Source organism: Aeromonas sp. 62-46 (assembly GCF_001898585.1).
Lineage (GTDB): Bacteria > Pseudomonadota > Gammaproteobacteria > Enterobacterales > Aeromonadaceae > Aeromonas > Aeromonas caviae.
In genome coordinates this window covers 44267-66660 of record NZ_MKUI01000036.1, presented here as the reverse complement: position 1 = coordinate 66660, position 22394 = coordinate 44267, and the positions used below count along the sequence as shown (strand labels likewise).

Annotated in this window: 24 protein-coding genes, 1 pseudogene and 1 riboswitch; of the genes and pseudogenes, 4 read left to right on the top strand and 21 right to left on the bottom strand. The window is 62.9% G+C overall.

All coding sequences use genetic code 11. From position 1 onward, the window contains the following. Nucleotides 1–107 (bottom strand): annotated as a pseudogene (locus BGO64_RS12470) (Lateral flagellin); the annotation flags it as partial. Between the two features lie 210 nt (nucleotides 108–317). On the opposite strand from BGO64_RS12470, the gene fliB reads away from it, so the two are divergent. Next, a complete protein-coding gene (gene fliB / locus BGO64_RS12465) occupies nucleotides 318–1481 on the top strand; it encodes a flagellin lysine-N-methylase (protein ID WP_236275398.1) in 1164 nt (387 codons plus the stop codon). 60 nt (nucleotides 1482–1541) lie between these two features. Here fliB and BGO64_RS12460 read toward each other — a convergent pair whose 3' ends face one another. From BGO64_RS12460 to lfgB, 12 genes are all read right to left on the bottom strand, one after another. Continuing rightward, entirely contained in the window at nucleotides 1542–2543 is a 1002-nt protein-coding gene (locus BGO64_RS12460) for a hypothetical protein (protein ID WP_042015081.1), read from the bottom strand. Nucleotides 2544–2562: 19 nt separating this feature from the next. Then, nucleotides 2563–3462: a lateral flagellar hook-associated protein LfgL gene (gene lfgL, locus BGO64_RS12455; protein WP_041214013.1), complete on the bottom strand. Its 900-nt coding sequence runs from the start codon at nucleotides 3460–3462 to the stop codon at nucleotides 2563–2565. A 10-nt stretch (nucleotides 3463–3472) separates the two neighbouring features. After that, nucleotides 3473–4792 (bottom strand): lateral flagellar hook-associated protein LfgK, encoded by a 1320-nt coding sequence (gene lfgK / locus BGO64_RS12450; protein ID WP_041211811.1) that lies wholly within the window; start codon nucleotides 4790–4792, stop codon nucleotides 3473–3475. Beyond that, the gene (locus BGO64_RS12445) at nucleotides 4792–5190 is read right to left on the bottom strand and encodes a rod-binding protein (RefSeq protein ID WP_041211812.1); all 399 of its coding nucleotides are present in this window, start codon (nucleotides 5188–5190) and stop codon (nucleotides 4792–4794) included. The genes lfgK and BGO64_RS12445 overlap by 1 nt, the downstream gene beginning before the upstream one ends. Before the next feature lie 8 nt (nucleotides 5191–5198). Beyond that, the gene (gene fgIL / locus BGO64_RS12440; protein WP_041211813.1) at nucleotides 5199–6305 is read right to left on the bottom strand and encodes a lateral flagellar basal body P-ring FlgIL; all 1107 of its coding nucleotides are present in this window, start codon (nucleotides 6303–6305) and stop codon (nucleotides 5199–5201) included. Between the two features lie 8 nt (nucleotides 6306–6313). Next, a complete protein-coding gene (gene flgH / locus BGO64_RS12435; protein ID WP_041211814.1) occupies nucleotides 6314–6985 on the bottom strand; it encodes a flagellar basal body L-ring protein FlgH in 672 nt (223 codons plus the stop codon). Further along, entirely contained in the window at nucleotides 6985–7770 is a 786-nt protein-coding gene (gene lfgG / locus BGO64_RS12430; RefSeq protein WP_041211815.1) for a lateral flagellar basal-body rod protein LfgG, read from the bottom strand. Before lfgG ends, flgH begins: the two co-directional genes overlap by 1 nt. A gap of 75 nt (nucleotides 7771–7845) precedes the next feature. Further along, complete coding sequence (gene lfgF, locus BGO64_RS12425; RefSeq protein ID WP_041214015.1) at nucleotides 7846–8580, bottom strand: lateral flagellar basal-body rod protein LfgF; 735 nt, start codon at nucleotides 8578–8580, stop codon at nucleotides 7846–7848. A gap of 10 nt (nucleotides 8581–8590) precedes the next feature. Next, entirely contained in the window at nucleotides 8591–9784 is a 1194-nt protein-coding gene (flgEL, locus tag BGO64_RS12420; RefSeq protein ID WP_041211817.1) for a lateral flagellar hook protein FlgEL, read from the bottom strand. A gap of 17 nt (nucleotides 9785–9801) precedes the next feature. Then, nucleotides 9802–10485: a flagellar hook assembly protein FlgD gene (locus BGO64_RS12415; protein WP_042015076.1), complete on the bottom strand. Its 684-nt coding sequence runs from the start codon at nucleotides 10483–10485 to the stop codon at nucleotides 9802–9804. Then, nucleotides 10486–10911 (bottom strand): lateral flagellar basal body rod protein FlgCL, encoded by a 426-nt coding sequence (gene flgCL / locus BGO64_RS12410; protein ID WP_041211819.1) that lies wholly within the window; start codon nucleotides 10909–10911, stop codon nucleotides 10486–10488. 2 nt (nucleotides 10912–10913) lie between these two features. Further along, nucleotides 10914–11303, bottom strand: a complete 390-nt coding sequence (lfgB, locus tag BGO64_RS12405; protein WP_041211820.1) for a lateral flagellar basal body rod protein LfgB — start codon at nucleotides 11301–11303, stop codon at nucleotides 10914–10916. Nucleotides 11304–11364: 61 nt separating this feature from the next. Here lfgB and lfgA point away from each other — a divergent pair, with 61 nt between their 5' ends. From lfgA to flgN, 3 genes are all read left to right on the top strand, one after another. Beyond that, on the top strand, nucleotides 11365–12156 hold the full coding sequence (gene lfgA / locus BGO64_RS12400) for a lateral flagellar basal body P-ring formation protein LfgA (protein ID WP_048208579.1): 792 nt from the start codon (nucleotides 11365–11367) through the stop codon (nucleotides 12154–12156). 79 nt (nucleotides 12157–12235) lie between these two features. Next, nucleotides 12236–12508 carry a flagellar biosynthesis anti-sigma factor FlgM gene (gene flgM / locus BGO64_RS12395; RefSeq protein ID WP_041211822.1) on the top strand — a complete coding sequence of 91 codons (273 nt, stop codon included), beginning with the start codon at nucleotides 12236–12238 and terminating at the stop codon, nucleotides 12506–12508. Then, a complete protein-coding gene (gene flgN / locus BGO64_RS12390; protein WP_042015073.1) occupies nucleotides 12505–12948 on the top strand; it encodes a flagellar protein FlgN in 444 nt (147 codons plus the stop codon). Before flgM ends, flgN begins: the two co-directional genes overlap by 4 nt. Nucleotides 12949–12952: 4 nt before the next feature. On the opposite strand, the gene lfiJ is transcribed toward flgN, so the two are convergent. From lfiJ to lfhA, 8 genes are all read right to left on the bottom strand, one after another. After that, the gene (lfiJ, locus tag BGO64_RS12385; protein WP_041211824.1) at nucleotides 12953–13369 is read right to left on the bottom strand and encodes a lateral flagellar protein LfiJ; all 417 of its coding nucleotides are present in this window, start codon (nucleotides 13367–13369) and stop codon (nucleotides 12953–12955) included. Between the two features lie 9 nt (nucleotides 13370–13378). Then, entirely contained in the window at nucleotides 13379–14710 is a 1332-nt protein-coding gene (gene lfiI, locus BGO64_RS12380; protein ID WP_041214019.1) for a lateral flagellar FliI-like assembly ATPase LfiI, read from the bottom strand. Next, nucleotides 14703–15395, bottom strand: coding sequence for a lateral flagellar assembly protein FliH (gene lfiH, locus BGO64_RS12375; RefSeq protein WP_041211826.1), 693 nt, complete (start codon nucleotides 15393–15395; stop codon nucleotides 14703–14705). Before lfiH ends, lfiI begins: the two co-directional genes overlap by 8 nt. Nucleotides 15396–15407: 12 nt before the next feature. Then, complete coding sequence (fliGL, locus tag BGO64_RS12370; protein WP_041211827.1) at nucleotides 15408–16436, bottom strand: lateral flagellar motor switch protein FliGL; 1029 nt, start codon at nucleotides 16434–16436, stop codon at nucleotides 15408–15410. After that, a complete protein-coding gene (gene fliFL, locus BGO64_RS12365) occupies nucleotides 16423–18168 on the bottom strand; it encodes a lateral flagellar M-ring protein FliFL (protein WP_371175428.1) in 1746 nt (581 codons plus the stop codon). The genes fliGL and fliFL overlap by 14 nt, the downstream gene beginning before the upstream one ends. A 17-nt stretch (nucleotides 18169–18185) precedes the next feature. Next, a complete protein-coding gene (gene lfiE / locus BGO64_RS12360; RefSeq protein ID WP_128271445.1) occupies nucleotides 18186–18512 on the bottom strand; it encodes a lateral flagellar hook-basal body complex protein LfiE in 327 nt (108 codons plus the stop codon). An 11-nt stretch (nucleotides 18513–18523) separates the two neighbouring features. Then, nucleotides 18524–19786, bottom strand: a complete 1263-nt coding sequence (lafK, locus tag BGO64_RS12355) for a lateral flagellar response regulator transcription factor LafK (protein WP_286700740.1) — start codon at nucleotides 19784–19786, stop codon at nucleotides 18524–18526. A gap of 251 nt (nucleotides 19787–20037) precedes the next feature. Then, nucleotides 20038–20125: riboswitch (cyclic di-GMP riboswitch) on the bottom strand. A 193-nt stretch (nucleotides 20126–20318) separates the two neighbouring features. Next, the gene (lfhA, locus tag BGO64_RS12350) at nucleotides 20319–22394 is read right to left on the bottom strand and encodes a lateral flagellar biosynthesis protein LfhA (RefSeq protein WP_041211829.1); all 2076 of its coding nucleotides are present in this window, start codon (nucleotides 22392–22394) and stop codon (nucleotides 20319–20321) included.

The window sequence follows — 22394 nt, the reverse complement described above, 5'->3', positions numbered from 1 at the left end:
AGACCGGTACCCAGGCGCTGCATGGCGGTGCCCAGCATCTTGTTGGTGTTGTTCAGCTGGTTCTGGGTGGTCAGGGAGGCGAAGTTGGTATGGATGGACAAGCCCATGATGTATTCCTCGAGTTAAACGCTGCACAGCAGCCCGTTAGGTTGACATCAGATAGAGACGACCCCTTTCGCGCAGAAATGTAATCTTCCCTCCGCATATTTTTCTTCTGGCCCCCTCCCGGGCATTCCGGTATCCCGGGTGCTCGCCGCCTCCCCCATCCGGCATGCTTATTGCTTTTAAAACGTCCTCTCTCACTACCGGATGGCGACATGGCTGCTTCGCTCTACACACCGCATTTCGTTCAACATTTCCAGTGCATCGGCGATCGCTGCGAGGACAACTGCTGCCACAGCTGGACCATCAGCATCGACAAGCAGACCTTCCGCAGCTATGAACGCCACCCCGACCCCACGGTCAAGTCCCTGAGCAAGCTGCACATCATCAAGGTGAAGCAGAGCAACGAGCGCTGGGGGGAGATAAAGCTCGACGAACAGGGCGCCTGCCCCTTCCTCGATGAAAACCGCCTGTGCCAGATCCACAGCAAGGCGGGTCCGGATGCCCTGAGTCACACCTGCAAGACCTACCCCAGAGCCCAGACCCGCATCGGCAACCAGCTCAAGAGGTCCCTGATGCTCTCCTGCCCCCAGGTGTGCCGCCAGTTGCTGCTTGACCCCCTGGCGATGCAGACCGAGGTCACCGAGCTCACCCAGCCCCTGCCCTTCGCTCCGCCCCCCTCCAACGCCATGGCGACGTTGCACAGCCTGAGCATTCACGTGCTGGCCGCCACGGATATCCCCGTGGCGATTCGGCTATGGCTGGTCGGCATGCTGATCCACCGGGATCCTGCGCAACTCTCCCACGAGGCCTTCCTCGATCAGGTGGCGGTACTGGCCGAACGCGGGGAGCTCAACACCATGTTCGAGCAGTTGCCCGCCCTGCCCAGACTGCAGTGGTGGGGCCTCAGAACCATGACCCACCAGTTGCTGACCTATTCCCAGGGGAGACGGGGGCGGCAGACCATGCAGGTCTGCCTCGACAAGATCAACGAGGTACTGGAGGGAACCTACGACGAGGACAAGTTTGCACACCTGCAGCAAGTCTGGCACGACAGGGTCGCCCCCTTCCTGGCCAGCCATCCCCAGATCCTGGACAACTACCTGCTCTACTACGTCTATCACCACAACTTCCCGCTGCAGCAGGGCGACAAGTGCCAGGCCTATCAACTGCTGGTGGTCGACTACTTCCTGCTGCGCAACTACCTCTGCCTGCTGGCCATGGACAAGGCGCTGGACGAGCAGGACGTGGTCAACCTCTTCTACAGCTACCACACCATACGCCAGCACAATGCGAGCTTTATCAAGACCATAGAACAGGGGCTCAACGACTCAGGCTTCGCGTCGGACATCTCCCTGTACGCCCTGCTCAAACCCTGAAAACAGAAAACCGCCAGCGAGCTGCATGGCGGTTTTCTGTCGTGAACGGGGCCTGGCACCCTAGGTGAGCAGCGCCACCACGTTCTGGCGCGAGACGTTGGCCTGGGCAAGCAGACCGGACATGGTCCCCATGAAGCCCCCTTCCTTGAGCTGGAGGCTTAGCTTGCCCTGCAACTGGACCAGCTCCTCCTGCTGCAGGTTCTGGCTGCGCGACTTCACCCGATCGAGCTGCTTCACCATCCGCTGGCGAAACTGCTTGAGCTCGCGCACCGACTGCTCTATCTCCCCAAGCAGTCGCTTCAGCCGTTGCTGTTCCTGTTTGATCTCCCCCTTGTCGAGCCCCTCGCCGAGCTGGGTCAACTGCCCCGCCTTTGGCTTGAACTGCACGGGTACCGGGTTGCCGGCGGGAATGCGGATGCCCTCACCGCTCAGCAGCACGGGTTCATCCAGCTTGCGCCTGTGCTGATCCGGCACGCTCAGCTCCAGCTTGCCCAGCTCGTTCAGGCGCGCCTGGATATGCTCCTTGCGCAGCGCGCGATCCAGACGGGCGGCCGCCTCCGCTTCACTGGCATCGGCGGGCAGCAGCACCTCGACGGCGCTGCTGGTCTGAGGGAAGGAGAAGACGAGACGTTCGGCACTCGCCCTTGGGCTCAACAGATCGAGCCGCTCCGCGCTGTAGTGCACCCGACTGTCCGTGGCCGAGGCCAGCAGGCGTGGCCTGAGCTCGCTCGTCAGTGGCGCCTGCGGCTGGGTCAGCTTCTCTTCCAGCACCTTGAGACGGGAGACCAGATCCCCGCTCGCCGCCTTCTGCTGGCCGAGCTGCTGCTCCAGGCGCTTCAGCTCGCCCCACACCTGGCTCAGGGCCTGTTCGCCCCCCTGGGCATGGGCGATGCGCTGCTGCGCCGTGCCGATCAGGGCCCAGCGATCCAGCCGGATGACATTGGGCTGGCGTTCATTGCGAGGAGTCTGGGGAGAAGTAGCCTGGGCAGTCGAACGACCTTGCAACCTGGGTTGGGCCGGCGTTTCGGCCACGCTCCCCGGACGGGTTTGTTGAATCTGCATCCTGGCTCCTTAGACAGATTTAGGGCATGTAGTTGAACAGGCTCAGGCCATTCACCTTGGCAAAGGCCTGCTGTTGCACCTGCAGAGCCATCAGCACATGCGCCTGCTGGGTCACGGCCCCCGCGTAGTCGAGGGACTCTATCTGATTGCTCACTTCCTTGCTATAGGTGCTCTTCTCGGCATGACCCTCGTCCACCTGGTCCAGCAGGTTGATGCGCGCCCCTATGGTGCTCACCATCTGGCTGATGTCATCCTGCAGGGTCTTGCTGCGATCCAGCATGGCTCTGGCCTGATCCGCCGCATCCGGTGCGCCGGCATCGAAGGCCGCCACCATGTCGTCCAGCTGCTTGAAGAAATCCCCGTTCTGGATGAACAGGCTGTCTGCGGTCTGGTTGAGGGACACCGTCACCCCCCGGGCAATCTCCACCTCCCGCACCAGGGCATCCCCCTGATAGAGATAGCCGCCACCCGGCCCCTGGACGATGGGGGTCTTGTCCACCTGGCTGCCGCTGAACAGGCTTGAACCGTTCTCGTTGCGGGCATTGGCGAGATCCAGCAGTCCCTCCTTGATGATGGCCGCCTCGCTGGACACCGCCCGGCGATCGTCCTCGGAGAGGGAACCGTTGGCCGCCGTCTGGGTCAGCTCCCGCAACCGGCTCAGCATGTTGGTCATGGTCTCGAACTGCAGCTCCCCCTGGGATAGCTGGCTCTTGGCATTGGCGATGTTCTTCTGGTACTGGGCCATGGCCACCTGCTCTTTCTTCAGACCGAGCAGTTGCACGCTGCCCACGGGATCGTCCGAAGGCTGCAGGATCCGCTTGTTGGAGGAGATCTGGCGATCCAGCCGGGCGTAGTCGCCAAAGCCCCGCTGCAGGTTGTCGAGCATGCTGAGCTGGATCTGGTTGGTGCTGATGCGCATGCGGACTCCGTCAGAACATGTTGAGAATGGAATTGAAGAGTTGATCCGAGGTGCTGATTACCTTGGCATTGGCCTGATACGCCTTGGTGTAGGCCATCACCTTGACCCCTTCCTCATCGAGGTTGACGCCGCTCACGCTGCTGAGCTTGGTGGCGAGCTGTTTCTCCATGTTGGCATCGGCCTCCATGGTCGCCTTGGCCTGACCGCTCTGCACCGCCATCTTGCCAAGCAGGGCGCTGTAGGCATCGTACTGATCATCCTTGATGGTCAGCAGCTCCTGCAGGTTGCGGTTGTCGCCGTTGCCGCCCCCCGCCTTGGCGAAGGCGAGGTGATCCCCGGTAAAGCCGTCGGCCACCTTGAGGGTGCCGGAGGGATTGAGGGGGTCGTAGCTGAACAGGGGTTTGCCGGGATCGCCGTTCAGATCGACGCCACCCGCCTGCTTGGCGTTGAAGTCATCCGCCAGCTTCTTCGCGATCTGGTTCAGCTCGTCGCGCAGGGGGCGCAGCACTGTGGTGCGATATTCCAGCACGCCCGCCAGGGTGCCGCCCTGAAGTCTGGGGACCTCGAAGGATTGCGGCCCGAAGCTCAGGCTCAGGGTGTCGCCGGCCAGAGAGAGGGTGCTGCTGCTGCCGGCCAGCACCAGGGGCTGGCCCTGGGGCAGGCTCAGGGAGAAGGAGCCGTCGCTCTGACGATTGACCCGCACCTCCATGAAGGTCGACAGCTCGCGCACTATCTGCTCGCGGCTGTCTTCCAGCGCCGAGGTGTTGACCCCTTTGGAAGCCTGCTCGCCGATCTGGGTGTTGAGCTCCGCCACCTGCTTGAGATAGCTGTTCACCTGGGTAATGGTGCTGCCCAGCTGATCGTCGATCTGCTTCTCCTGGGTCAGCAGGCTCTCGTTCAACTGGCCGAAGCGGTTGGCCAGGGCACCGGCCGAGCTGACGATCTGGCTGCGCTGCGCCGGTGTTTCCGGGCTGTCGAGGGCGGCGCTCAGGGACGCAAAGAAACTGTCCAGCCCCTTGGTGATGTTCATCGACTCGCTGCCGAGCAACTGCTCCGTCGTATTGATGTACTGGTGAAACGCATAGGAGGAGCCGGTCGCGGAGCGGCTGCGCCAGTGCTGGGAGACCAGATAGTCATCGGTGATCCTGCGAACCCCGGTCACCTCGACCCCCATGCCGTTGTCCATCCGGCCAAAGCCCGACAGGCTGCCCATCATGGCCTCCTGGCGGCTGTACCCGATGGTATTGACGTTGGCGATATTCTGGGCAGAGATGTTCAATGCGATCTGCGATGCATTGAGTCCGCTAAAACCGATACTGAGCAGCGACATCAGTCAACTTTCCTCATTTTTGCCGAATTCAGAGGCTGACTGAAGGCAGCCAGGGTCTGGGAATCTGAAGCGACCACCGGCTCGGCATTCTTTAATGTGGGGGCCAGTTGATTGACCATCTGCTCCTTGAGCCCCATGCCGCCGCGCTTGACCAGGCTCATCGCAAGCTGGCTGTCGTACATGTCGCGGTAGAGGGACTCCCCCTTGATAAGCCTGTCCTCTTCATCCTGCATGGCGTCGGACGCCGAACGCATGTGCTTGAGCACCGTCTGCAGGAAGCTCACCTCGAACTGGCCGGCCGCCGCCTCCAGGGCCGCGCGCTGATCCGGGTTGCTCTTTATCTGCTGCAGTTCATTGAGATCCTGATAGAAACCAGGCTCCGAGGTAATTCTGGTCATAGAGATCCTTAGATGACCACCAGCTCGCCTTCGAGGGCTCCCGCCTCGTCGAGGGCTTGCAGGATGGCCATGACATCATCCGGGGTCGCCCCCAGGGAATTCACCGCCTTGACGATCACCTCCAGAGAGGTGCCATCCGGCCAGACAAACATGTTGTTGCGCTCCCGGTCAACCTGGATCTGGGAGTTGGGCGTCGTGGTGGTCCGCCCGTTGGAGAAGGCGTTGGGCTGGCTCACCGTCTGGCTCTCCCCTATGGTGACCGTCAGGCTGCCATGGCTGACCGCCGCCTTGTGCACCTTGACCCCCTGCCCCATGACCACGGTGCCGGTACGGCTGTTGAAAACGACTCGCGGCCGCTCCTTGCCCATGTCCACCTGGATGTCCTGCAACAGGGCCATGAAGGAGATGCGCTGGCTCTCATCGCGGGGGGCCGCAATCTGGATGCGACCGGCGCTGACCGCCTTGGCCACGGGGCCGAGCTGGCGGTTGATCTCCCGCTCCACGTTGCGGGCCGTCTTGAAGTTGGGCTGGTGCAGGTTGAGCGTCACTTCCGGCTTGTCCGAGAAGTTGCTGGCCACCTCCCGCTCGATGATGGCACCGTTCGGGATGATGCCGGCCGTTGGCACGTTGATGGTCACGGAGGAGCCGGATTGCCCCTCCGCCTTGACCCCGGCCACCACCAGGTTGCCCTGGGCGACCGCATAGACTTCACCGTCGATGCCGCGCAGGGGAGTGAGCAGCAGCGAGCCGCCTCTCAGGCTCTTGGCATCGCCGATGGAGGTCACGGTCACGTCCATCTGCTGACCTTTGCCGGCGAGGGCGGGCAGCGTCGCCTGCACGGAGACGGCAGCCACGTTCTTGAGCTTGGGGTCGATGTCATCAGGCAGCTGTACCCCGAACTGCTTGAGCATGTTGGTCATGGACTGGCCGGTGAATTTGACCTGGCTGCGATCCCCGGTACCGGAGAGGCCGACCACCAGGCCATAGCCCACCAGCTGGTTGGCTCTCATCCCCTGCACGTCGGCAATGTCCAGCAGGGCCCGTTTGGCGGGGACAGCGGCGCCGGCCACGCCCGACAGCGCCAGGCAGAGCAGGGCGATATACCATCTGTTCATCGAAATCCTCACAAGGGGGAGAAGGCGGAACTGAAGAAGCGCGACAGCCAGCCCATCTGGTTGCTGTCGGCCAGGGCGCCGCGACCGGCATAGGTGATGCGGGCATCGGCAATGCGCTGGGAGGAGATGCGGTTGCTCTGGTCGATGTCCTCGACCCGCACCATGCCCCCCAGACGGATGTACTCATCCCCCTGGTTGAGGCGGATCCACTTCTCCCCCCGGATCCCCAGCACCCCGTTGGGCATCACTTCGGCCACCGTGACCGTGATGGCCCCCGCCAGAGTATTCTGCTGGCTGGAGGTCGCCCCGCCGTCGAAGTCGCGATCCGCCTTGATAGAGGCACTCCAGTCCGGTCGGGAAACACCGCCGATGGAAGGCACAGGCACGCTCAGATTACTGTTCTTGTTCATGCTGGTGTTGGCCTTCTTGCTGGACTGGGTGCGCTCCTCCAGCATGACGGTCAGGATGTCGCCGACCCGGTAGGCACGGCGATCCTGGAACAGGGTCATCATGTAGTCGTTACGGTAGAGGCTGCCATCCTCCCCCACCCCGGCTTTCGTCAGCTCGGAGCGGGAAGGGGCCCACTTCTCGTCACCGGGCTCGGGGGCCTGCAACTCATAGGTGGAGCAGCCCCCCAGCAGCAGGGCGAGCACGACGCAATACCACACCGGCCTCATCATCACAGCGCCTGGGTCACGAACTTGAGCATCTGATCGGCGGAGGAGACCACCTTGGCATTCATCTCGTAGGCGCGCTGGGTGGTGATCATGTCCACCATCTCTTCCACCACGTTCACGTTGGAACTCTCCAGGGTGAACTGCTTGATGGCCCCCATGGCCTCTTCACCCGGAACCCCTTCGATGGCTTCACCGGAGGCACCGGTCGCCCGGTAGAGGTTGCCCCCCAGGGCTTCCAGACCGGCCGGGTTGGAGAAGTTGGTCAGGGTGATGCGCCCCAGCTCCACGTTCTCCTGCTGTCCCGGCAGGGTGGCGCTCACGGTGCCGTCGGTGCCGATGGCGATCTTGGTAGCGTTGTCCGGGATCTGGATCTGCGGCAGCATGGGCAGGCCGTCGGCATTGACCAGCAGCCCTTCCGCATTGCGGTGCCATTGACCGTTGCGGGTATAGGCCGTCTCGCCATCCGGGCGCTCGACGCTGAAGAAGCCGGCCCCCACCACCGCCATGTCCAGCTCCTGGTTGGTGTTCTGGAACTGCCCTGGCGTGAATACCTTCTGGGTGCCGACCACCCGCACACCGTTACCCATCTGGATGCCGATGGGGGACAGGTTCTGCTGATCCTGCTGGGCACCGGGCTGGCGCTGAACCTGATAGAACAGATCCTCGAACGCCACCCGATCCCGCTTGAAACCGACCGTGTTGACGTTGGCCAGGTTGTTGGAAATGCTGGCCATCTTGGCATCCTGTGCCGACAGACCCGTCTTGCTCACCCACAGCGCTGCATGCATCTTCGTTTCTCCACCTGATTCGTTCGAACGGGGTGCATCCCGTCAGTATTCATTCCCGGCCGCCATGGCCGACCGTCAGCCCTGGCCAGAGATCAGCCTGGCACCCTGCCTGGCCTGCTCGTCCGCCGTCTTCATCAACTTGACCTGCAACTCGAAGTTGCGGGTCAGGGACATGCTGCCGATCAGCTCGTCCACCGCGTTCACGTTAGCCCCCTCGAGGAAACCGGACGCCAGCACCACCTGCTCGCTGATCTCCGCATCCCCACCCTGGCGCTGGCGGAACAGGCCGTCAGCCCCCTTGACCAGCTCGGCCGGATCCGGGTTCACCAGCTTGAGCCGGCCCACGTCCAGACGGGCGCCGCCCCCCGGCGGGGTGATGCTGAGGGAGCCATCCTTGCCAAAGCTCAGATCCCGATAGGCGGGCAGCACCATCTCGCCGCCATCCCCGAGCACGGGACGGCCGTTGAGGGTCAGCAACCCCTCCCCGTCCACCTCCAGGTTGCCGGCGCGGGTGTAGGCCTCCTTGCCGTCTGCGGTCTGCACGGTGAGAAAACCGTCGCCGCGGATCGCCACGTCCAGCTTGCGGCCTGTCTGCATCAGGGCGCCCGCCCGAAAGTCGGTTCCCGCCTGCTCTTCCCTGGCCATGACCCGGCTCTGGTAACCATCGCCGGTCAGGGCATAGGCGGACGCCCGCTCGAAGTCGGCACGAAAACCGGCGGTATTCACGTTGGCCAGGTTGTTGGCCCGGATCTGCTGGGCCATGAGGGTGTGTTGCGCCCCCGACATGGCGGTATAGATAAGCTTTTCCACGGATCACGCCTTAGAAGGAGTTGAACAGGACCTGGGTCATCTTGTCCGCCGAGCTGATGGTCTTGGCGTTGGCCTGGTAGTTGCGCTGGGAGGTCATCAGGCTGACCAGCTCTCCGGTCAAGTCGACGTTGGATGCCTCGTAGGCTCCCGCCGTCAGGCCGCCCAGGGTCCCGCTGCCCGGTGCCCCCAGCACGGGCTGGCCCGAGCTGAACGACTGCTGCCAGGTGGTGTTGTTGGCTTGCAGCAGGCCCTGGGGATTGGCGAAGTTCGCCATCACCACCTGACCCTGGAGCAGGCTCTGGCCGTTGGTGAAGGTGGCGTAGACGCCGCCGTCCGCATCCACCCTGACCCCGGTCAGATCCCCGGCGGTATAGCCGTTGGACTGGTTGCGCGTGGCGTTGAAATCGGAGGCGTACTGGCTGACCCGGGCCAGATCGGCGGTGAGGGTGATGGGCTCGGCACCGGCGGGGGCCAGGTTCAGCACGGGGGCCGTGGTCGGCGACTTCAGGGTGCCGTTGGTGTTGAACTCCATGGTCACCGGCGCACCGGTCTGGGTCCCGTTGAAGGCATAGTTGACCTGCCAGGTGTTCTCGCCGGTCTTCACGAAATACTGGGTGACGGTGTGCTCGACCCCAAGGGAGTCATACACCTTGCTGGACTGGGAGTAGCTGAAGCTGTCCGCCTTGGCGGGATCGAAGGGGTGCAGCCCCTGGTCGATGACACTGGCGTCCGCCTTGAGGTTCGCCACGAACTCCAGGGTGTCGGACGGCTTGGCCGCCAGGCTGCCCGCCTTGACCTGAATGTCACCCACCACGCCGGATTGCAGCTCACCCGCATCATTGGTCACATAACCCTGCAGACGGTTGCCGCTGGCGGTGATCAGGTAGTTGCTGGCATCACGCTGGAACAGGCCGGCCCGGGTATAGGAGGTCTGACCGTTGTCATCCTTGAGCACGAAGAAGCCGTTGCCGGAGATGGCCAGATCCAGGCCCCGCCCGGTACGGGTCACATCCCCGTTGCGATCGAAGTTCTGGGAGACGTTGCTCATCTCCACGCCGCCGGCCTGGCCGCCACCGTAGATGGCGGCAAACTCGGCACGGCTGGACTTGAAACCGGCGGTGCTGGCGTTGGCCACGTTGTTGCTGATGACGCTCAATTCCTGGTTGACGGCGCGCAGGCCACTCAGTCCGATATTAAAAGACATGTTTCGCTCCTATCTGGTTACGCCGACTTGCCAAACTGGACGGCGCTGAACAGGGGAACCTCCCCCACGCCTGCCACTTGCAGCATGATCTCGCCCGTGCCCGGCAAGCTGACGCGCTCCACCTGGCTGGCTACATAATTGCGGGTGGTGGTGGCGACTCCCCCCAGGGAAGCCTTCACCTCGAAGCTGTATTCGCCAGCGGGCAGTACCGGCAATTCGTAATCCAGTGCCCCCGCCTTGCTCTCGCCCCAGTTCTTGGTGGCGACCAGGGTGCCGTGCTTGTCATAGACCTTGAGCTCGACCGTGTCGGCCGCGCCGCCCAGCTCCACCTGACCGCGGATCGCCTTCTCCTGCTCCTGGCCAAGGGTCTGGCTCGGCACCATCACTTCCTTGTCGATGAGATCCGTGCTCTGGAGCACCTGCTGGGTGTCCATCATGTTGATGGACTTCTGCTGCAGCACTTTCAGGCTCTCGACCCCTTCCACCATGCTGAACTGGGCCAGCTGGGTAACGTACTGGGCACCATCCAGGGGGTTGGTGGGATCCTGGTTCTGGATCTGGGCCACCATCATCTGGAGAAATTCGTTGCGAAGCTGGACCCCCTGCCCCTCGGAAGTACCGTTGGCGGCGATCTCAGGGGTGGCGGCGCGCTGGCTGGCGCTGCGGGCGGTATCCAGGCTGCTGACTTGAGGCAGGCTCATTTACACCCCCTGACCAAGACGCAGCAGCCCTTGCTGCATGCTGTTGATGCGGTTGATCACCTCGACCGAGGTCTCGAATCCCCGGGAGGCGCTCATCATGTCCGCCATCTCTTCCACCGCGTTGACGTTGGAGTAGTAAACGAAGCCATCCCCGTCGGCCAGGGGATTGGTCGGCTCCAGACGTTTTTCCACCTGGCGGTCAGACTGGACGATACCGGCGATCTGCACCTGGGCGGCCCCCAGCCCCTCGGCCTCCTGCACCCGCTGATAGAGGGTGGAGAAGACGGGCTTGATGGCGCGGAAGGCGGCCTCTTCGCTGCCGGCGGCGCTGTCGACGTTGGCGAGGTTGGAAGCCACGGTGTCAAGGCGGACGGTCTGCGCCCGCATGGCGCTGCCGGCGATGTCATAGATGCGATTGAACGACATGATTAACGGCCCTCGATCGCCTTGGCGATCCCGGTGATTTTCATATTCAGGAAGGTGAGACTGGTCTGGAAGTCGGTGGCATTGCTGGCAAACTTGCTCTGCTCCACGCTGAGCTCTGCGGTGTTGCCATCCATGGAGACCTGATAGGGTATGCGGTAGAGGGGATGTTGCATGTCATTGCCCATGGTGCCCTCGCTGATGGTGCTGCCCGGCTCTCCTGCCTCCACCTGCCGGGCGACCCGGCCGAGGATGGCCTTGTAATCCACATCCCGTGCCAGATAGCCCGGGGTATCCACATTGGCCAAGTTCCCTGCCAGAATACGAGCCCTGTCTGCCCGCACATCGAGGGCATAGGGGTGTACGCCAAGCGCACTGTCAAATGAGATACTCATGCTTCATCCTTCTTGTGAACCAGTCAGACCGGTGCATCCTTTATCAAGACTCATGCCAATCATGAAAAACCGTTGTTTCCGCTGGTCAGGCCATCACCCCTGGCTGACAAGAGTGACAAAAGGGGAAGCATTGTTTCCCATAGGGAAGCGAGCAGGTCTCCTTGCCCTGCTACTCCTGGCACTCCCCTCGTGGGCGGCCCCTTCGTCGCTGTCGCAGCAGTTGACCGACGGTCTGAGGGCGGATGCAGAAACGGCACTGGGGGAGTATCTGCGCCAGCAAGGCTGGCCAGAGACCCGGGCCGACTATCAGGTCTGGCTCTCCCCCGCCGTGGCCCACCTGCCGGCATGTCGTCAGGCGGTTCGCTTCCAGGCTGGCGGGCAGTATCGCCAACCCTGGGGGCGGCGCCCCTATCTGGTGGAATGTACCGAGCCCGCCTGGCAGTTGCGGGCCCGGGTGGAGGTCACCCTGATGTTGCCGGTCTGGGTGGCGGCACGGGACATCCCCAAGGGACATGTCATCGCCCCGGAGGATCTGCTGGAGAAATCCCTCGATGCCAGCCGGTTGCAGCGGGGCTTCACCCACAGCTCGCAGCCCCTGGCAGGCAGCAAGAGCCTTCGCCATCTGAGGATGGGGCAACTGGTCGGTGAACTCGATCTGCAACAGGCCTGGGCCGTCCGGGCAGGGGAAGGGGTGCTGATCCGGGCCGGGCAACCGGGCTTTTCCGCCACGACCCGTGGAACGGCCTTGTCAAACGGCGCCATCGGTGAAGGGGTGAGAGTCAGGAATCTCGGCTCCGGCAAAGAGATCCAGGCCTGGGTGGTTGACAAGGGGGAAGTCGAAACCCGCTTTTAGCGCAGAAATGGCGAGTTTGATTCAAGTTCGGCCACCTCAGGGTCGCCTGTCACAAGAGAGACCACCAGGAATTCACGTTATGAAAATCACACGCACCGACCCTGTCTACGTTCAACCCCAGTCTCAGCGCAAGGCGGGAGCCACACCGGCACCTCAGCCCCAGGCCAGCCAGGGGGAAGCCAGGATCAGCGCCACCGCCCAGACCATCAATCAGGCGAGGGTCGAGCTGGCCTCCACCTCTGATGTGGACATGGAGAAGGTCAACCAGATCCGCCAGGCCATCAGCGAGGGTCGGCTCGAACTGGACATGGATGCCCTGAGCCAGGCCATTCTGGACATGCATCGCCGATGAGTCTGCCTCCCAAACAACGGATCCAGCAGTTGATCATCGGCATCCGGCAGGATTGTGGCCGCTACGCCGACCTGCTGCAGTTGCTGCTCAATCAGTACCGTCTGCTGGCAAGCCACGACGTGGCCGGGCTCACGGAACACAACCGGCAACAGACCCGGCTCATGGGCGAGATCCAGCACCAGGTCAGGCTGCGCTGCGAACATCTCCAGGCACTGGGACTCAAGCCTGACGAGCGGGGCATGGCCATCCTCATCGGCAAGCTCCCCTCCCCGCTGCGCCAGCAAGTGGACGAGCAGTGGCAGCGGCTGGAGCAGTTGCTGCTGCAGTGCCGCCGCCAGAACGAGCAGAACGGCCGCCTGCTGGCAGGCCAGATAGAGACCATCCACACCCTGCTGGGCCAGGAGTCATCCTATGGCAGGCAGGAGCATTTCCCCGACTGACCCTTTACGTTCCCTGCCGGGCACGATGACCCAGTGCGGCGAGTTCGTCGAGCTGCCGCTGCTCACCCGACTCCTGACGCTGACGGGCCGCCAGGGCCCGCTTGTCCAGCAACAGCTCCAGCCCCTTGACCCGACCGAACTGCCTAACGAGCTGCCCCTCGTGATGAGCCAGATCCTGGCTGGCGAGCGCACACTGCTGCAACTGGTGGGTCAGCAGGTGGCGAAGCTGCCCCTGCATCTGCTGCTTGTTCTGCCACAGCAGGGGATGGAAGCTCGACGAGCCCGGGTGCATCGTCTCGATGACCTCCTGCAGCCTGAGGGCTCGGTGCTCCTCCTTCATCGCCACCTCGCGCAGACGCTGCCGCTCCTTGCCCATGGCCTCCAGGGCATCCTGCTGCAGACCGAGATAGGATTTCAGCATGCCGCCTCCTTACGCCCTGCCGAGCACATGCTTGAGACCGCCCAGCACCTGGGTGATGGGCGTCTCTTCCTGAATGCCCTGCTGCAGGAAGCTGGCGATGGCAGGATAGCGCTGGACCGCCTCGTCCATCTGGGGATCCGCCCCGGGCTGATAACCCCCCAGGGGCAGCAGCTCACGCACCTGCTGGTAACGGCCCCAGAGCTGGCGCAGATTCACCGCCAGCCCCTGCCATTCGGGAGAGACCACCTGAGGCATCACCCGGCTCACCGAGGCACCGATGTCGATGGCGGGATAGTGCCCCTCCTCCGCCAGACGGCGGGTCAGCACGATGTGTCCATCGAGAATGGCCCTGGCGGAATCCACCACGGGATCCTGCTGGTCATCCCCTTCCGCCAGCACGGTATAGAAGGCGCTCAGGCTGCCCTCGGGGTGCGTGCCGTTGCCCGCCCGCTCCACCAGCTGGGTGAGCAGGCTGAACACCGAGGGCGGATAGCCGCGGGTCGCAGGAGGTTCGCCGATGGCCAGCGCGATTTCCCGCTGGGCCTGGGCGTAGCGGGTCAGAGAATCCATCAGCAGCAACACATCCTGACCCTGTTCGCGGAAATATTCGGCGATGCGGTGGCACAGCTGGGCGGCTCGCAGCCGCATCAGGGGGGATTGATCCGCCGGTGCCGCGATCACCACGGCGCGGGCAAGCCCCTCGCTACCCAGGCTGTGTTCGATGAACTCCCTCACCTCCCGGCCACGCTCGCCGATGAGCCCCACCACCACGATGCGGGCGCTGGTATTGCGGGTCATCATGCCGAGCAGCATGCTCTTGCCCACACCGGAACCGGCAAACAGTCCCAGACGCTGGCCCTTGCCCACCGTCAGCAGGCCATTGATGGCCCGGATGCCCACGTCGAGCGGCTCGCGCACCGGGGTGCGCAACAGGGGATTGGGAGGGGAGGAAAACAGGGGAACCCGTTCCCCTTCCTCTTTCAGGGGACGGCCGTCCAGCGGTTGCAGCAGGCCATCCACGACCCGGCCAAGCAGATGCTCGCCGACCCGGATGGTCTCCTCTCCGTCGACGGGCAGCACCCGGGCGCCGGCATAGAGACCGCTCATGGGCTGGAGCGGCATCAGGTAGGAAATGTCCCGGTTGAAGCCGACCACTTCCGCCAGCAGGGCGGCGCCGGTGGCGGTCTCCACCTCGCAGCGCTGCCCCATGATGAGCTGGCACCCCACGACTTCCAGAGTCAGGCCGGTCACGCGCACCAGCCTGCCATAACGACGATAGCCGGGCACCTCCTCCAGGCTATCGAGGGCACAGGTCAGCGCCTGTTGCAGCGCATCATGCATCCGAAGAGAGTTCCAGGGTCTGGTTGAGTTGTTCGATGCAGCGGCCGAGGCGCTCCCCCGTGTTGATCTCGACCACCGCGGCCCGTGTCTCGATGCGGGCGTCCCCCACGGCCAGTGCCGGGTCCACCTGCAACGGCCACTTCTCGCAGCGGGTCACCCCCTGCTCGGCCAGGCGCTGCCGGTCTCCTTCGTTGAGGTAGATCACCAGTTCTTCCGACTCGCTCGGCAGGCTGGCCATGGCCTGCTCCACCTGCTGGAGCACCTGCTGGGGGTTGAGGGTGAACTCGGCCTGGATCACGCGCTTGGCCACCTGGGCCACCAGCTGGGCGACCAGGGCCTTCTGTTCCAGCATCCGGGCCCGGGTCAGGGATTCCCACTGCTGCTGCAGCGTTGCAAAGGGCACCATGGCCTCATCGAAGGCGGCACGTCCCTCGGCCAGCCCCTGGGCCAGACCACGCACCTGTCCCTGTTGCAGCCCCTTGGCCTCCCCCTCGAACAGGCCACTGGCCAGTCCCTGCTGGTAACCGGCCTGATACCCTTCCGCCTGCCCCTGCTCCAGCCCCTGCTGGTAGCCGTATTCGAACTCTTCCTGCTGGCTTCTGGCCTCTTCCCCGCTCTGGCCCAGCGCCGGGAAGCGGTAGAGACGGGTGGCACCTGCCGCCAGTTTGCGCACATGCTGACTCATGCCTGTCTCCTGTTAACTGACGGTGGGCTCTTCGAACAGCTGGAACTCGATCTCGCCCTGCTCCACCAGCTCGCGCACCAGCTTCATGGCCTCTTCCCGGGCCTGCTCCACCTTGCGCAGGGAGACGCTGCCCTGATCCTGGATCTGGGCCTCCAGTGCCTGTGCCATCCGTTTGGGCATGGCGCCAAGCACCACCTTGCGGAAACCGGCATCGGTGTTCTTCAGGGCCAGGGCCAGCAGATCCGCCGGCAGCTCCTGCACCAGACGTTGCAGGGTATCGTCGCTCTGGCGACGCAGGGCCATGAAGTCGAACATGTTCTTCTCGATTTCGAGGGCCAGCTCACCATCGTGCTCCCGCAGCAGGGTGAGCATCTGCTCCTTGTTCCCCTGATATCGATTGAGGATATCGGCCACCTGGCGCACCCCGTTGACCTTGGCGCCGGACTGATCGGCCACATAGGCGAGGCAGCGATCCAGGGTGAGCCGCAGCTCACCCAGCACGTGCTCGCTGACCGAGCTGAGGCTCGCGACCCGCACCAGCAGATCGTCGTGCACCGACCCCGGCAGGGCATCGAGCACGGCAGAGGCGGTCTGGGGTGGCAAGAAGGCGAGCAAGACAGCCTGCATCTGGGGATGCTCATTGCGGAAGAAGCGGGCCAGCACATCCGCCGGCACCCATTGCAGACGCTGGATGTCCTGGCTCATCGCATCGCCATAGAGGCTGTCGAGCAGGCTGCGGGAAAGCCGCTGGCCCAGCGCCAGATCCAGGGTCTGTTCCAGATATTCCCGGGAGGCGCTGCCGATGCCGCTCTGCTCGCGATACTGGTTGAAGAACTGCTGCAGCGTCCACTTGGCTTCTATCGAACTCACGCCGGAGAGGCTGGCCATCTTGGAGATGAGGCGCTGCACTTCGTCGCGGGACAACTTCTGCATCACCTTGGCCGCCGCCTCGGTGCCCATGCTCAGCAGCAGGATCGCGGCTTTTTCCAGATTGTCGATGTCGATGTCGACCGCGTTCTGATTCAGATTAACGTTGCTCATTGCCACTCACCCATTGTCTGACCACTTCCGCCACCCGGGCCGTGTCCTTGTCTACCAGCAGTTGCAGGTGCTTGAGCTGGACTTCCAGCTCGGAACCCGGTTCGGGCAGCGCCTCCAGATCCAGGGAGGAGAACTGGGGCTCGAGCCGGAACTCGGACTGAGACTGGGACAGGCTCTTGCCCGTCGCAGACTCTTCCAGTTCCCCATCCCCTTCCCGGCGCATGGAGAGGCCCATGGTCGGCTCCTGCTCCTCGTCCGGCTCCTGTGCGGCATCAGTGTCGGGATATTGCTGGGTACGCACCAGGTGCTTCACCAGAGGACGGATACCGAAGAACACCAGGGTCAGCCCCAGCAAACCACCCACCAGGTAACGCAGGGAGTCTTGCCAGTAAGGGGTTTCCAGCCAGCTCGACGCTGGCGGCTCCACCGGCACCGCACCGGTGAAATCGAAGACCTGCAGGCTGATCTGGTCGCCACGGGAGCCGTCAAAGCCCACCGAACGCTCCACCATCTGACGGATCTGCTCGAGCTGTTCCGGGCTCCACCCCTCCTTGGGGGCGCTCTGCTGATTGAGCAGGATGGAGACGTTCATTTTCTCAAGTCGTCCCTGCTGATAGCGGGTATGTACTATGGTGCGGCTGCTTTCATACTGCCTGCTGACTTCCTGCCGCTCGGTGCGGGTATCGTTCTTGGCAGGCTCCTGGGCAGCATTCCCCTCGGTGGCGGCCTGATCGGTCTTGGGAGCGGTTTCGGGCGGTCGATTGGAGAGCGCACCGGGGATACCGAGAGCCAGGGCATCGATGGTCTTGTCCGATTTGTTGGACTCCCTGGTCACCACGGCATTGGGATCGAGCTGTTGCTGGGTCTCTTCCACCGCATTGAAATTGACGTCCGCGGCGATCTGCACCCGGAAGTTGCCCGTGCCCAGCATGGGGGAGAGCATGTCGCTGGCACGCTGACGAATGTACTGCTCCAGCTTGCGCACATATTCCATCTGCTGGACACTCTGCTTGCCGAAACCGGCCTTGTCGCCGAGCTCGGCACTCAGCAGCTGGCCGCTTTGATCCACCACGGTGACGGCCCCGGGCTTCATGCCGGAGATACTGCCCGCCACCAGGTTGGCAATCGCCTCGACCTGGCCCGGCTCCATGGTCTGACCCGGTTGCAGATCCAGCATCACGGACGCGCTGGGTTTTTCCTCGTCGCGCCCCACGAACAGGGTCCGCTTCGGAATGGCCAGATGCACCCGGGCACTGCGCACCGCATCCAGGGAGATGATGGTTCTGGCCAGCTCCCCTTCCAGGGCATGGCGGTAGCGCGCCCCTTCCATGAACTCGCTGGTGCCAAGGCCGGTGACATTGTCGAGCCCCTCCAGGCCGGACGGCATGGCCGCCCTCACGCCCCGCGCGGCCAGCGCCATGCGGATGTGGGCCAACTGGCTTTCAGGCACCAGGATCTGGCCGGAACTTTTCTCCAGCCGGAAGGGTACCTGCTCCTTCTCCAGCATCTCCATGATGTTGGCGGTGTCGTAAAGCTCCTGCTTGCCGTAGAGGGGCACGTAATTCTTGCTGGAGGTCCAGAGGATGACCACTATGGTGGCGGCAACCACGGCGGCCAGCAGCGCGATGGTCAGAATGGATTTGTTGTCGCGAGACAGGGTACGCCAGTTGCGCACCCCGTCCTGCACCCGGGCCAGCAGGGAGCCCGATGCCCCCGGTGCGGAGGATACCAGTTCAGTCATGATCAACCTCAGAGCGGCATGCGCATGATGTCATCAAAACCCGTCATCAGTTTGTTGCGCACCTGCATCAGGGCGGAAAAACTGAGACCGGCCTTCTGGCTGGCCACCATGGCCCCCACCAGATCGTCGCTCTGACCCGCATCGACGGCGGTCATCAATCGGGAGGCGATGTTCTGCTGCTCGTTGACGCGGCCGACGACGTCGCGCATGGCGTCGCTGAACGAGACGCCTGACGCCTCGTTCGGTTCGATGGAAGGGGCTTGACTGGCGACTCGCTGCATTTCCTGCATCTGCTGCAGGAGCGTCACCTGTGATGACATGATCTCAATCTTCACTCGGTTATCCCTTAGTTTTGTATCTGCTGCTCGACATCGATGCCCTGCTCGCGCATGGCAGCCAGCTTGTATCTAAGTGCCCGGGTCGTCATTCCGAGGGCTTCGGCCGTGCGTGTCCGGTGACCACGGAAACGGCGCAACGTCTCAAGGACGAATTGAAATTCAGCATGCCGCTTGGTCTCGCTGAGCCCCTCGGGGGCCGCAAGCGCCTGCGGTTGCGGGGTGTCGGCTTCGGCGGCGTAATGGGGCAACATCAGATCGACGGCCTGAATATGCAAGCCGCGAGCCATAATTAGCGCTCGCTGAATCACGTTGTCCAGTTCACGCACATTGCCAGGCCAGTCATAGGAGAGCAGTTGCTGACGGGCACTCTCGCCGAGGCGATACCCCTGCTGTGCGGCGTAGCGTTCGATGAAGTATTCCGCCAGAGGCAGGATGTCATCCCGTCTCTCCCGCAGTGCCGGCCAGCTCATGGGAAGCACGTCGAGCCGGTAGAAAAGGTCCTCGCGAAACGCGCCCTGCAGCACCAGCTCCCTCAGGTCCCGGTTGCTGGCGGCGATGATCCGCACATCCAGCGCGATCACCTGATGACTGCCGAGGCGTTCCACCTCTTTCTCCTGCAACACCCGCAGCAACTTGGCCTGCAGCGCCAGCGGCAGTTCGGAGATCTCGTCGAGTAGCAGAGTACCGCCCTGGGCCAGCTCGAATTTTCCCTGCTGGTTGGCGGTTGCCCCGGTGAAGGCCCCCTTGCTGTGTCCGAACAGGATGGATTCGAGCATGGCTTCCGGGATGGCCGCACAGTTGATGGCCACGAAAGGCTTGCCGGCCCGGCTGGACATCTCGTGGATGTAGCGAGCCAGTCGCTCCTTGCCTGTCCCGGATTCGCCACCGATGAGGATGGTGGCCGATGTCTTGGCTGCCCGCCGGGCAAGCTGCAACACCTGCAGGCTCTGGGGAGACGTGGCGATCAGATTGGGAATGGCCTGGCGCAGGCGCAGGGCCCCTCTCACCACATCGAGGATCTGGCGCTGGCTGAAGGGCTTGATGATGTAGTCGATGGCGCCGGCCCGCATGGCTTCCGCCGCCAGGTAGGCCTGATGCTCGTTGACCAGAATGACGCAGTCGGTCCCTGCCAGCGTCTGCACCATGGCGGGCCCGGCCTCGGTCATGACCGCCATGTCGAGCAGAATGAGATCGACCGCATTGTTCGAGAGAAATTGCTTGGCCAGCGACACGGAATCGACACAGGAAACACGATAACCGGCACTGAGCAATATACGATCAACATCGTTTCCATTTGATAACGAAGCGGAAACTAATAATAAATGAGCATGCGTTTCAATACCGGTCGGTATTGAATTTTCCTTGCTAGATAAATCAGAAAACATATATCCCGAACCTGTGATTGCACATGAATCAATCAACAGAACTGATGCGTGAAAAATAAAGACACACAAATAGAGACCGCACCCGCTATTGAGTGAATGGTCTGTATCGGTATAAAAACAAGGCGGGAAATCATGGCCTTGGTAACCCCGCTATCATTAGCATCAATGCTGTTAGACCGGAGGCTTTGCGTCCTGACTTTTCAGTTCAGTTTGCCTTTATCATGCGACGACCCGTATTTGGATGGCATGGCTACGTTGTCCCTGAAGCCATGTGATACATCCGACTATTTCTATTTTTTCTTTGCTGTCAGTATGTATCGCGTCAAAAGTCGTCACATGATAGCGGCTTTATATGACAATTCAAGCAGATATGCGGAATAGGCGCTTCCTGTCCCTGTGACGCCAAGGCAATTCCACTTCAGCCCAGAGTCCCGATGACTTCGACTCGCAAATCTTCCGGTATCTCGTTATAGGAGAGCACCTTGAGGCCTTTCGAGAAGGAACGGGCATAACGGGCTATCAGCGGTCTGAGCTGGGGCATCACCACCAGCACGGGCGCATATCCCTGTTGCTGCAGTTGCTCCTTCACCAGCGGCATGTTCTGCTGCAACTGCGCCAGCAACTGGGGATCGACCGGGAAGCTGTCCAGCTGGATCTTGCCCTGCTGCTGTGACTGGCTCATGGCCGTCAGCAGGGTCTGCTCCAGCCGGTCATCCAGAGTGAAGGCCGCCAGCACGTCGCGGGACCCTATCGCCTGTCTGACGATCTGGCGCTTCAGTGCGCAGCGCACATCGGACGCCAGCAGGACGGGATCCTTGGTCAGCTCGCTCGCATCCAGCAAGGTGGTGGCGATGGTGCGGATGTCGGTGAGGCTGATCTGCTCCTTGAGCAACTGGCGGAAGACCCGCAGTTGCTGCATCTGGGTCAGGGCCAGATTGAGCTCTTCCGCAAGACGGGGAGACTGGGTCGCCAGATGCTGACCCAGCTTGCCCACCTCGTCATGACCAAACAGGCCGTCGAGCTGCTCCCTGAGCAGCTTGCTGGCGTGAGTCGCGATGACGGTGGCAGAATCCACCACCGAGTAGCCCAGATTGAGGGCCTTGGCCTTGTTGTCCGGCGAAATCCAGACCGCACTCATGCCATAGGCCGGATCCTGTGTCAGCTCGCCATCCAGGGCGCCATAGGTCTCACCGCTGCTGATGGCCATCAACCGCTGGCAATCCACATTGCCCGAGGCCAAAGGGATGCCGGAGAGCTTGATGCGGTACTGGTCCGGCTGCAATTGCAGGTTGTCCCTCACCCGGATCTCGGGCAGCAGGAAGCCGTACTGCTCGGAGAGTGTCTTGCGAATACCGCGCACCCGGGCCAGCAGCTCGGCCCCCTTGTCCGCCTCCGCCAGTGGTACCAGGCGATAACCCAGTTCGATGGCGACCGCGTCCACCGGGGGCAGGTCCTGCCACTCCAGCCCCTGGGGCTCCGGCTGCACCATCTGGCGCGTCAGCGCCTCGGCCGCATCCAGCGCGGGATCCTGCACCCGGCGCTTGCTGACGCTCCAGCCGGTCCAGGCCAGCACGGCCGCAAAGCTGAGGAAGGCCAGCATGGGCATGCCGGGAACCAGCCCCAGGATCAGCATGACGGTCGCCGCCGTGTAGATCACCCGAGGAGAGGCCAGGATCTGCTGGCCAACCTGATCCGACATCTCCCCTTCGTCACTCACGCGGGTGACGATGATGGCTGCCGCCGTGGACATCAGCAGGGAGGGGATCTGGGCGACCAGACCGTCACCTATGGTGAGCAGGGCATAGATGCGGAAGGCATCGGAAACCGGCAGCGAGTGCTGGAAGATGCCGATGGCCAGGCCCCCGACGAGGTTGATGATGAGCACCAGCAGACCGGCGATGGCGTCACCACGTACGAACTTGGAGGCCCCGTCCATGGCCCCGTAGAAGTCCGCTTCCCTGGCGATCTCCTCCCGTCTTGCCCGGGCCTGGTGCTGATCCAGGGTCCCCGCATTGAGGTCGGCGTCGATGGCCATCTGCTTGCCCGGCATGGCGTCCAGGGTGAAGCGGGCGGACACTTCCGAGATCCGCTCGCCCCCCTTGGTGATCACCACGAAGTTGATGATCATCAGAATGACGAAGACCACCAGACCCACCACGTAGTTGCCACCGATGACCACTTCGCCGAAGGCCTGGATCACCTTGCCGGCCGCTTCGTTGCCTTCATGGCCGTGCAGCAGCACCACCCGGGTGGAGGCGACGTTGAGGGAGAGCCGCATCAGGGTGGCCACCAGCAGCACGGTCGGGAAGACGGAGAAGTCGAGGGGCCGGCGGGCCGAGACGGAGACCAGCAGCACCAGCACCGCCAGCACGATGTTGAAGGTGAACAGGGCATCCAGCAGCCAGCCTGGCAGAGGCAGTATCATCATCGCCAGGATGGCCAGCAGCATCATGGGGATGGCTGTATAGGATTGGGTAAAGACACGCCAGTTCAC

What these genes read in the sequence shown, in the direction of transcription:
- lfgL (WP_041214013.1), bottom strand. Translation starts at nt 3,462, where the DNA reads ATGCGCATCAGCACCAACCAGATCCAGCTCAGCATGCTCGACAACCTG.
- lfgB (WP_041211820.1), bottom strand. Translation starts at nt 11,303, where the DNA reads ATGAGTATCTCATTTGACAGTGCGCTTGGCGTACACCCCTATGCCCTC.
- flgEL (WP_041211817.1), bottom strand. Translation starts at nt 9,784, where the DNA reads ATGTCTTTTAATATCGGACTGAGTGGCCTGCGCGCCGTCAACCAGGAA.
- flgCL (WP_041211819.1), bottom strand. Translation starts at nt 10,911, where the DNA reads ATGTCGTTCAATCGCATCTATGACATCGCCGGCAGCGCCATGCGGGCG.
- lfgK (WP_041211811.1), bottom strand. Translation starts at nt 4,792, where the DNA reads ATGTCGCTGCTCAGTATCGGTTTTAGCGGACTCAATGCATCGCAGATC.
- BGO64_RS12460 (WP_042015081.1), bottom strand. Translation starts at nt 2,543, where the DNA reads ATGCAGATTCAACAAACCCGTCCGGGGAGCGTGGCCGAAACGCCGGCC.
- fliB (WP_236275398.1), top strand. Translation starts at nt 318, where the DNA reads ATGGCTGCTTCGCTCTACACACCGCATTTCGTTCAACATTTCCAGTGC.
- fliGL (WP_041211827.1), bottom strand. Translation starts at nt 16,436, where the DNA reads ATGAGCAACGTTAATCTGAATCAGAACGCGGTCGACATCGACATCGAC.
- lfiJ (WP_041211824.1), bottom strand. Translation starts at nt 13,369, where the DNA reads ATGCTGAAATCCTATCTCGGTCTGCAGCAGGATGCCCTGGAGGCCATG.
- flgH (WP_041211814.1), bottom strand. Translation starts at nt 6,985, where the DNA reads ATGATGAGGCCGGTGTGGTATTGCGTCGTGCTCGCCCTGCTGCTGGGG.
- lfiI (WP_041214019.1), bottom strand. Translation starts at nt 14,710, where the DNA reads ATGCATGATGCGCTGCAACAGGCGCTGACCTGTGCCCTCGATAGCCTG.
- BGO64_RS12445 (WP_041211812.1), bottom strand. Translation starts at nt 5,190, where the DNA reads ATGACCAGAATTACCTCGGAGCCTGGTTTCTATCAGGATCTCAATGAA.
- lfgA (WP_048208579.1), top strand. Translation starts at nt 11,365, where the DNA reads ATGAAAAACCGTTGTTTCCGCTGGTCAGGCCATCACCCCTGGCTGACA.
- lfgG (WP_041211815.1), bottom strand. Translation starts at nt 7,770, where the DNA reads ATGCATGCAGCGCTGTGGGTGAGCAAGACGGGTCTGTCGGCACAGGAT.
- BGO64_RS12415 (WP_042015076.1), bottom strand. Translation starts at nt 10,485, where the DNA reads ATGAGCCTGCCTCAAGTCAGCAGCCTGGATACCGCCCGCAGCGCCAGC.
- lfiH (WP_041211826.1), bottom strand. Translation starts at nt 15,395, where the DNA reads ATGAGTCAGCATGTGCGCAAACTGGCGGCAGGTGCCACCCGTCTCTAC.
- fgIL (WP_041211813.1), bottom strand. Translation starts at nt 6,305, where the DNA reads ATGAACAGATGGTATATCGCCCTGCTCTGCCTGGCGCTGTCGGGCGTG.
- flgM (WP_041211822.1), top strand. Translation starts at nt 12,236, where the DNA reads ATGAAAATCACACGCACCGACCCTGTCTACGTTCAACCCCAGTCTCAG.
- flgN (WP_042015073.1), top strand. Translation starts at nt 12,505, where the DNA reads ATGAGTCTGCCTCCCAAACAACGGATCCAGCAGTTGATCATCGGCATC.